The organism is Paraburkholderia kururiensis JCM 10599 = LMG 19447 (assembly GCF_003986935.1).
In the GTDB taxonomy this organism is placed as follows: Bacteria; Pseudomonadota; Gammaproteobacteria; order Burkholderiales; family Burkholderiaceae; genus Paraburkholderia; species Paraburkholderia kururiensis.
The window spans coordinates 1-728 of record NZ_RJZE01000112.1 but is presented as its reverse complement, the minus strand read 5'-3'; the positions used below and the strand labels follow the sequence as shown (position 1 = coordinate 728).

At 55.2% G+C, this 728-nt stretch carries 2 protein-coding genes; both read right to left on the bottom strand.

Translation table 11 applies throughout. The features are described from left to right. On the bottom strand, nucleotides 1–326 hold a 326-nt coding region (locus PKKP23_RS33515; RefSeq protein ID WP_161978210.1), incomplete at its 3' end, for a phage integrase N-terminal SAM-like domain-containing protein. Then, entirely contained in the window at nucleotides 323–727 is a 405-nt protein-coding gene (locus tag PKKP23_RS35070) for a tyrosine-type recombinase/integrase (protein WP_420873273.1), read from the bottom strand. The genes PKKP23_RS33515 and PKKP23_RS35070, both read right to left, overlap by 4 nt. Nucleotide 728: the final 1 nt, after the last annotated feature.

The following is a 728-nucleotide window of genomic DNA, read 5'->3' as shown; positions in this document are numbered from 1 at the left end:
TGAATTCGCCGTGCTTGGTCGAGACACGAAACATCATGATATTCGAGGTAGCGGAAGAACGATTTTATTGCTGCGAGACGTGCGTTCCGGGTCCGTGGCGAGCATCGTCGTACATTCTCAAGATGGTCCAGGAATGCGAGAATCAGTGGAGCGTCAACCTGATCAATCTCAAGTAGAGACGGTTGAGTGTGCATACGCTTTGCCGCAAAACAGATCAACAACTGGAAGGCGTATGCATACGTATCGCAGGTGTTTGCGCTGGCGCCGCGCTCATGCGGCAAATGCTCGCGTAGAAAGCATCCGAGATGATGTGCGAGCTTGGTCATGGCTGGTCTCCCGAGAACAGAGCTTCGCCAGCAGCGGCAATCTGTGTCGTCAAGATCGGCGTAGCCTGTAGATACCAGTAGGTATCCGCCACGTGGGCGTGGCCTAGGTACGTGCTGAGAGCAAGCACATGTCGCGCTACAGATCGTTGATCCCCACTACACTGTTCCAGTGATCGCACGGCAAACGTATGGCGCAAGTCGTGAATCCGTGGCCCTGGTTTGCCGGGACCGTCGCGTAGTCCGATTGATCGGACAAGCTTTAGAAACACGGACATAACTGTGTCGTAGCAGAGGCGATGCCCATCCGCAGAAATGAAGAAGGTCGAATCGGAGTCTCCGATCCGCGAGCGCCTCGCAAGATAGGCACTTAACGCGAGAGCGGTGGTCTCATGAAGCGGCACC